The sequence below is a fragment of the Corallococcus sp. CA053C genome (assembly GCF_003611675.1).
Lineage (GTDB): Bacteria > Myxococcota > Myxococcia > Myxococcales > Myxococcaceae > Corallococcus.
In genome coordinates this window covers 1-7388 of sequence record NZ_RAWA01000451.1, presented here as the reverse complement: position 1 = coordinate 7388, position 7388 = coordinate 1, and the positions used below count along the sequence as shown (strand labels likewise).

Genomic DNA, 7388 nt, shown 5'->3' with positions numbered 1-7388 from the left:
TGGTGGGGGCGACCGCAACCGGGGTGGAGAGCGTCGCGGCGGTGAGGGCCGTGGTGGTGAGCGGCCCGAGCGCGGTGAGCGGGGCGGCTCGCAGCAGGGAGGCTCCGGGCAGAACGGCGGGGGCTCCGGTGGCTCGACTCCGCAGGCGTCCGGCGGAGGCTCCTCGGAGTCGTCCGGCGGGGGCAGCGAAGGCTGAGCCGGTGAGCGACGCCGCCTGCTGAAGGCGGCCCGCGAGTGACAGCGAAGGCCCGGTGGGATGCATCCCGCCGGGCTTTCTCTTTTGCCTCCCCAGCGATCGTGGTCGCGCGGATTCGGGGTGCTCGAGCCCGCTCACCTGTCCAGCGACCGATCGGGCGGACGCGTCCCGGGTGCACCGTGGTGGAAGCCACATCCCCGGCCAGGTGGGCTGGTCCCCCGGGCCCGAGTTTGGCTACGGTGGTGCTTCCACACCGGGGGGTGTCGTCCGTGCCCGTCGGTCCATGTGAAGCCTTCGGGATGACCCGCCCCCTTCCGCGCCTCCGCACGCCGTTGGACCCTGGTGGCCTGCGTTCGCCTGGGCGGGGACGCGCCTGGAGGGGTTCGTGCAAGTGACGCAGGGCCTGTCGTGGCACCTGCGGCAGTCCATGGTCCGGGGACGGGCCTGGACGCGTTCGACGGCGGCCCGCCTGTGGGCGCCCATCGGGGCCACGTCGGGCGGCCGGTTCGCGGCGGACATCCTCTTCGCGGCGCGCACGGTGGCGCGCGGCTTCATGGGCGAGAACCTGCGCCTTCGCGCCGCGGCGCTCACGTACATCAGCATGTTCTCGCTGGTGCCCCTGCTGACGGTGGGGCTCGTGCTGCTGCGGACGCTCCACCAGGAGCAGTTCCAGAAGAAGCTGCGCTTCGTCATCGCGGAGGTGCTGGCACCGGGAGTCAGCAAGGAGTCCGCCGCGCTGCTCGACCGGTTCCTGCACCCGGGCAACTCGCTGGCCGTGGGCAGCGTGGGCTTCCTCGCGGTGATGCTGTCGGCGGGCTCGCTGCTGCGCCACATCGACGGTGCGGTGAACGAGCTGTGGGGCATCCGGCGCCAGCGCCCATGGCTGACGCGCCTGTCCATCTACGCGGGCCTGCTGCTCTTGGGCCCCATCTTCCTGGCCATCTCCTTCTCGGGCACCGGCCGTGTCCGTGTGTTCCTGCAGACCTATGCGCCGTCCGCGCCGCTGTTCATCGCGCTGGGCACCATGCTCATCGCCATTGGCAGCCTGACGCTGGTGTACCTCTGGACGCCGTACGCCCACGTGCGCGTGCGCTCGGCGCTGGCGGGCGGGCTGGTGGCCGGCGTGGGGTGGATGCTGGCGAAGCAGGTGTACGCCGAGTTCGCGGTGCGCAGCTTCCTCTACAACCCGCTCTACGCATCGCTGGGCGCCCTGCCCCTGTTCCTCGCGTGGATGTACGTGAGCTGGTTGATCATGCTGTTCGGCGCCCGGCTGTCCTACGCGGTGGAGCACGTCTCCTTCCGCGACTCGCTCTTCGCCTTCGGCAGCCACCCGCGAGCGCACGAGCTGGTGGCCGCGCGCGTCGCCCAGGACGTCACCCTGTGCTGGGTGGACGGGCGCACGCCGCCGCTGCCGCGCGAACTGGCCACGCGGCTGCGCGTCCCCGAGTCGCTCGTGCATGAGGTCGTGGACCGGCTGGTGGAGGCCCGCCTGATGGAGCGGGGGCGCCGGGGGGGCCTGCGTCCGACAAGGGATCCGTCCGAGCTCACGCTCGCGGACACCACGCTCGCGGTGCACGGGGTGATGATCTCCGGAGGCCCTGAGACCTGGACGGGGCCCAGGGCCCCGGGCTTCGAACAGTTCGAACCGCTGTTCCAGGCAGCCGACTGTGCCGGGGTCGACCTGCTGCGTCGCACCCGTTGGATCGACCTCGTGACGCCCCTGCGTCCGGGGCTGCTGGCTCCGCCCGCCCCGGAAGCACCCAAGGCAGCGGCCGGCAGCGGAAATCCGTAACGTTTTTAGAGGGTTGGGAGCCTACCCGGCTTGCAAGGAGGAGGTGTTCTGTTATGTATTCGGGACTCGACCACGGGCCAGAGAGCCCTGTCACCAAGGGGTCACGGGGTTTGCGGGAGCGTCCGATGCTCAAGTCCGATCTGATCAACATCCTCGTTGCCAAACGAGGCGTGACCCAGAAGCAGGCTGAAGCGACCATCGAGACGATCTTCGAGTCGATGAAGGACGCGCTCTGCCGCGGCGAGAACATCGAGATTCGCGGACTCGGCGCCTTCCACGTGAAGAACTACCAGGGCTACCAGGGCCGCAACCCGAAGACGGGTCAGGTCATCCCGGTGAAGCCCAAGCGCGGCCTGCTCTTCCGCACCGGCAAGGAGCTGCGCGACCGGGTCAACCGCCCCGCGCCCCTGCAGGCCCAGACGGACCTGCCGCCCTCCGAGTTCAAGGGCAGCAGCGGCACCGGCACCCTGTAGTCCTCACCGCCCCACGGCGACGGGCGTCAGCCGGCCGATGGGGCGAATCTGCAGGTCTCCATCCAGTTCGCCGTAGGTGAGCACCGCCACGTCCGGGAACGGGCCCTCGCACAGCTTGCGCAGCGGCCTGCGGATGTCCGGGGCGGTGAGCAGCACCGCCCGGCCACCGCCACCGGTGGCGATCCGCCGCACCCCCTCCAGGATTTCGACGACCCGCTCCGGCTCCGGAGCGGGTCCCCGGGGGCCACTGGCGCGAAGCACGTCCTCCACTTCCGGGTCCACGAGGTACGCGTACAGCGGGCCGGTGGGCGCGAACTGGTGGCTCAGGTAGCGGTGCAGGGCCTGACGGCAGCGCTCGGCCAGGGCGGTCGCGTCCCCTTCGGTGGTGGGCGCCACGAGCGCCTCCAGGATGGAGCGCAGGTCCCGGATGCTCACCTGCTCCTGGACGAGCCGCCGCAGCACGTCCACCAGCAGCGGCAGCGGCACCTTCTGCAGCGCCTCCTTCACCAGCACGGGCGCCTGGGCCTCCAGTCCCTCCAGCAGCCCCTGCACCTCCTGGAGCCCCAGCAGCGCCGCGGCGCGCAGGCGGAGCACGGCGCGCAGGTGGTCCGCGATGAGCTCCGAGGGTTTGCGCAGCGGCACCTGGGCCAGCGCCAGCCGGGAGCGGGCGCCCTCTGCGACGCGGCTGATGGACCGCCCGGTCGCGGGCTCCACCGAGCCCTCCGCCTGGACCTCCAGGAAGGCCAGCTCACCGGGCGGGACGAGCGCATACAGGCTCCCGGGCTGGACCACGCCCCCACCCGCGGGCACTTCGTCCAGGAGGAGGCGGTACTCGCCCGGTCCTAGGTACGCGGCCTGGGTCCGCACGCGGATGCCGGGGATGCGCACCCCCAGCTCGAAGAAGAGCTCGTCGCGCACCCCGTTCAGCACCGTGTGCACGAAGGCGCCGCCCTCCCCTTCCGCCAGGGCCGTCAGCTGCGGGGACAGGTCCAGCGCGAGCGGAGCCACGCCCACCGGGGTCGCCGCGCTCTCCGGAGGCTTGCCGGCCGCGCCGACCGGGACGGTGGCGCCCGCTTGAGCGCCGTCCTTCACCTGCGACTTCTCCAAGGCCTCCCGCGCCTTGCGCCGCAGCGCATACCCCAGCCCGCCCAGTGCCGCCGCCAGGGCGAGGAAGGTCAGGTGCGGCATGCCCGGCATGAGGGCCAGCGCGACACACAGCCCCGCCACGACGCCCAGCGTCCGGGGGTCCCCGAAGAACTGGGTGCCGATCTCCGTCCCCAGCGAGTCCTCTTCCTTCTCCGACGCCACCCGCGTGACGACGAGGCCCGCGGCCACCGCGATGCACAGCGAGGGCACCTGGGACACGAGCCCGTCACCGATGGCGATGAGCGCGAACGTGGCGGCGGCCTCGGAGAAGGACAGGCCCTGCTGCAACACGCCGATGAGGGTACCCCCCAACAGGTTCACCGCGACGATGACCAGGCCCGCGATGACGTCCCCCTTCACGAACTTCATCGCGCCGTCCATGGCGCCGAACATCTGGGACTCGCGCTCCAGGTCGCGCCGCCGTCGCCGGGCCGCCCCCTGGTCGATGGCGCCCGCGCGCAGGTCCGCGTCGATGGACATCTGCTTGCCGGGCATGGCGTCCAGGGTGAAGCGGGCGGACACCTCCGCGACCCGCTCGGCGCCCTTGGTCACCACCAGCAACTGGACCAGCGTGAGGATGGCGAACACCACCGCGCCCACCACGTAGTCGCCCCGCACCACGAACTCGCCGAAGGCCTGGATGACCTCGCCCGCGTGTCCCTCCGAGAGCGCCAGTCGCGTGGACGACACGTTGAGCGACAACCGGAACAGCGTGGTGAAGAGGAGCAGCGTGGGGAACGACGTCACCCTCAGCGCATCCTTCGCGTGCAGCGCCGCGACCAGCAGCGCCACCGCCGCGGCCAGGTTCACCGCGAGCCCCACGTCGAGCAGCCACGCTGGCAGGGGGATGATGAGCGCCCCCAACACGGCGGCCATCGCCACCGCGAGCACGATGTCGGAGGACTGACGGGCCTTCAGCAACACCTTCATGAGTGGGTTCATCACGTCTGTCTCCGTGGACGGTCGTCCGCCCCGCGCGTCTCCATCGCGGTCCGCAGCACGACGGCCGCCGCCTGGTACAGCTCCTCGGGGATGGGCTCCCCGACGTCGAAGTGGATGAGGCTGCGGGCGAGGGGCACGTCCCGAAGCACCGGGATGCCCTGCCGACGTGCCTCTTCCTTGAGCGCGAGCGCGTCCTGTTCGCGGCCCTTGGCCACGAGGTAGGGCGCGTCGCATTCGCCCGCGTCGTACCGGAGCGCGACCGCGAGGTGCGTGGGATTGACGATCACGGCCGTGGCCTTCTGCACCCCACGTGCCGGACCACCTTGCGCGAGCTGTCGGTGCAGGGCCCGCCGCTGTCCCTTGTGTCGCGGGTCGCCCTGGCTCTCCTTGTGCTCCCGCCGGACCTCGTCGCGCGTCATCATCAGGTCGCGCAGGTGTCTGCGCCGGGCCAGCGCGTAGTCCACGGCACCGCACCCCAGCACCACCCACGCCAGCCGCAGCACCAACGTCGCCAGTCGACCGACCAGGAACTCCATCCCCCGCGTCCCGTCGAGCCACGCGGTTCGCAAGGCCTCGGGACCCACGGTCTCCACCTCGTTCCAGACCATCAGCGCCAGCAGCGCCGCCACGAGCAGCGCCTTGCCCATCTCCACCAGGGGCCGGACGCTGAAGAGGCGCTTGAGGCCCGCCGCGGGGTTGATGCGCTCAAGCTTCGGTGCGGCGTGTCGTGCATCCAGCTCGAAGCCCACGGTGGCCACCGACACCGCCAGCGAGGCCACGAGCGCTCCACCGAGTGCCGGTCCACACAGTCGCGCGGCGACCCATGCGCCCTCCTCCCACGCACCCGCGAGGGTCTGCTCCAGCATCAACCGGGCAGCCCAGTCCCGCAGCCGCGCGAATCCCTCCGGCGCGAATGCCGTGAAGCCCAGCAGTCCGCCCAGCGTCACCGCGCTGGAGGACAACATGCGGCTGCGGGGAAGCTGGCCCTTGCGCCTCGCCTCCCGCAGGCGCTTCGCGGTGGGTTGTTCCGTCTTCTCCCCGCTCATCGCGCGACCTCGCCCAGCAGCGCCAGTGCGCCCTCGGCGGAGACGACACCCGCGAGCAGCCGCTCACACAGCAGCCCCACGCCCAGCCACAGCAACGCGCCGCCTCCGAGGATGCGCAGGGGCGCACCCCATTCCTGGAGGTTCACCTGCGCCGCGGCCCGGGAGGCCATGCCCAGGAAGCAGTCCACCGCGAGCGCCGCCGCGGCCACCGGTGCCCCCACCGCCAACCCCGTGGCCATGCCGCTGCCCACGAGAACTCCCACGTGCAGGGTCGCGGCTTCGGTGGGCACGAAGGCGCCCAGGCGAACCACGGTGAAGCTGCGCAATAGAGCCGAGATGATCAGCGGGAACAGCGCACCCGACACCACCCGGGCCACGAGCAGGTGGTACAGCCCGTCTCCCGTGGCCGACTCGCGACTCCCCGCCATCGGCAGGCTCGCCTCCGCGGACGTGCCCCGGAAGAGGTCGATGAAGCGGCCTCCCATCCGCGCCGCGTCGAAGGGCAGCGCGGACACGAGCCCCACCGACACGCCGTAGGCCAGCTCGCGCACCACGAGCGCCACCATCACCAGGGGAGTCTCCACGGGCCCGATGAACTCCACGCCCGCTTCGATGTGCAGGAAGAGCGACAGCGCGAGCACCAGCCCCAGTCGGACCGTCGTTGGAGCCGCCTGGCCGCCCAGCAATGGACAGAGGAACGCGATGGGCACGAGGCGCGCCGCGCACAGCGCCACCGCGATGAAGTGCGGCCCCAGCGTGAGGAGCTGTTCGGCCAGGGCGTCCGGGTTCACAACGCCACATCCGCGATGAGCGTGAGGAGCTGCTGGGTGAAGCGCGTGAGCTGCCCGGCGATCCACGGGCCCGCTAGCACCAGGGACAGCACCGCGGCACACAGCTTGGGGACCACCGACAGCGTGCTCTCCTGCAACTGCGTGGTGGCCTGGAAGAGGCTCATCAGGAAGCCCACCACGAGACTCGCGCCAATGGGTGGCAGAGAGGCGAGCACCATCAACAACAAGGCCTCGCGCCCCAGGGTGAGCAGGACGTCCTGGGTCATGACATCACCGGTAGCCGAGGATGAGGCCCCGGGCGAGCAGCGCCCAGCCATCCACGGCGACGAAGAGGAGGATCTTGAACGGCAGGCTCACCTGACTCGGCGACAGCGTCTGCATGCCCAGCGCGAGCAGCACGTTGGCGATGACCATGTCGAGCACCAGGAAGGGCAGGAAGACGATGAAGCCAATCTGGAAGGCTTCCTTCAGCTCGGTGATGACGAAGGCGGGGATGACGACGAACAGGTCCGCCTCCTGCACCTGGTCCGACTCCTCGGGAGGTCGCAGCTCGCGGGCCAGGTCCACGAAGCGCGCGCGCTCCTCGGCGCTGCCGTGCTTCATCAGGAAGCCGCGCAGGGGTTCCGTCACCTGCTTCGCGGCGGAGAGGAGCTGCGCGCCGGAGTGCACCTCCTCGTACGCCGCCTGTCCCGCGTCGTACATGCGCTCCATCACCGGCGCCATGATGTGCCCCGTCAACACCACGGCGAGTCCCGTGAGCACCAGCGTCGGCGGTGCCTGCTGCGTCCCCATCGCCGAGCGGGCCAGTGAGAGCACCACGGCGATCTTCGAGAAGCTCGTCAGCATCAACACCGCGAACGGCAGCAACGACAGGAGCGCGAGCATCCCCATCATCGCCAGGGGACTGCCCGCATACGACGCTTGCGCCAGGGACTGCTCCGCCGCGGAAGCGGGGTGGGGGATGAAAGCCATCGGGTGGGGATGCGCACTGCTGTTCATCCC

At 71.0% G+C, this 7388-nt stretch carries 8 protein-coding genes; 3 read left to right on the top strand and 5 right to left on the bottom strand.

All coding sequences use genetic code 11. The annotated features are described in order from the left end of the window. The 3 genes from D7V97_RS46225 to D7V97_RS36955 form a co-directional block, all read left to right on the top strand. Positions 1-196, top strand: a 196-nt coding sequence (locus D7V97_RS46225) for a hypothetical protein (protein WP_233583460.1), incomplete at its 5' end; no start/stop codon positions are given. Between the two features lie 427 nt (positions 197-623). Next, positions 624-1988 carry a YhjD/YihY/BrkB family envelope integrity protein gene (locus D7V97_RS36960; RefSeq protein WP_120615313.1) on the top strand — a complete coding sequence of 455 codons (1365 nt, stop codon included), beginning with the start codon at positions 624-626 and terminating at the stop codon, positions 1986-1988. Positions 1989-2113: 125 nt separating this feature from the next. Next, on the top strand, positions 2114-2461 hold the full coding sequence (locus tag D7V97_RS36955) for an HU family DNA-binding protein (RefSeq protein WP_120533081.1): 348 nt from the start codon (positions 2114-2116) through the stop codon (positions 2459-2461). A 3-nt stretch (positions 2462-2464) separates the two neighbouring features. On the opposite strand, the gene D7V97_RS36950 is transcribed toward D7V97_RS36955, so the two are convergent. The 5 genes from D7V97_RS36950 to sctR are packed head-to-tail and all read right to left on the bottom strand — an operon-like array spanning position 2465 to position 7385. Beyond that, a complete protein-coding gene (locus tag D7V97_RS36950; protein WP_120615312.1) occupies positions 2465-4549 on the bottom strand; it encodes a flagellar biosynthesis protein FlhA in 2085 nt (694 codons plus the stop codon). Further along, a complete protein-coding gene (locus D7V97_RS36945; RefSeq protein ID WP_120615311.1) occupies positions 4549-5595 on the bottom strand; it encodes an EscU/YscU/HrcU family type III secretion system export apparatus switch protein in 1047 nt (348 codons plus the stop codon). Before D7V97_RS36945 ends, D7V97_RS36950 begins: the two co-directional genes overlap by 1 nt. Continuing rightward, positions 5592-6386: an EscT/YscT/HrcT family type III secretion system export apparatus protein gene (locus D7V97_RS36940; protein WP_120615310.1), complete on the bottom strand. Its 795-nt coding sequence runs from the start codon at positions 6384-6386 to the stop codon at positions 5592-5594. Before D7V97_RS36940 ends, D7V97_RS36945 begins: the two co-directional genes overlap by 4 nt. Beyond that, positions 6383-6652 carry a flagellar biosynthetic protein FliQ gene (locus D7V97_RS36935; RefSeq protein ID WP_120615309.1) on the bottom strand — a complete coding sequence of 90 codons (270 nt, stop codon included), beginning with the start codon at positions 6650-6652 and terminating at the stop codon, positions 6383-6385. The genes D7V97_RS36940 and D7V97_RS36935 overlap by 4 nt, the downstream gene beginning before the upstream one ends. A 4-nt stretch (positions 6653-6656) precedes the next feature. Next, positions 6657-7385, bottom strand: a complete 729-nt coding sequence (gene sctR / locus D7V97_RS36930) for a type III secretion system export apparatus subunit SctR (protein ID WP_233583461.1) — start codon at positions 7383-7385, stop codon at positions 6657-6659. Positions 7386-7388 lie beyond the last annotated feature (3 nt).

Coding starts and splice junctions, on each gene's coding strand:
- D7V97_RS36960 (WP_120615313.1), top strand. CDS start 624: ATGGTCCGGGGACGGGCCTGGACGCGTTCGACGGCGGCCCGCCTGTGG.
- sctR (WP_233583461.1), bottom strand. CDS start 7,385: ATGAACAGCAGTGCGCATCCCCACCCGATGGCTTTCATCCCCCACCCC.
- D7V97_RS36955 (WP_120533081.1), top strand. CDS start 2,114: ATGCTCAAGTCCGATCTGATCAACATCCTCGTTGCCAAACGAGGCGTG.
- D7V97_RS36950 (WP_120615312.1), bottom strand. CDS start 4,549: ATGAACCCACTCATGAAGGTGTTGCTGAAGGCCCGTCAGTCCTCCGAC.
- D7V97_RS36945 (WP_120615311.1), bottom strand. CDS start 5,595: ATGAGCGGGGAGAAGACGGAACAACCCACCGCGAAGCGCCTGCGGGAG.
- D7V97_RS36935 (WP_120615309.1), bottom strand. CDS start 6,652: ATGACCCAGGACGTCCTGCTCACCCTGGGGCGCGAGGCCTTGTTGTTG.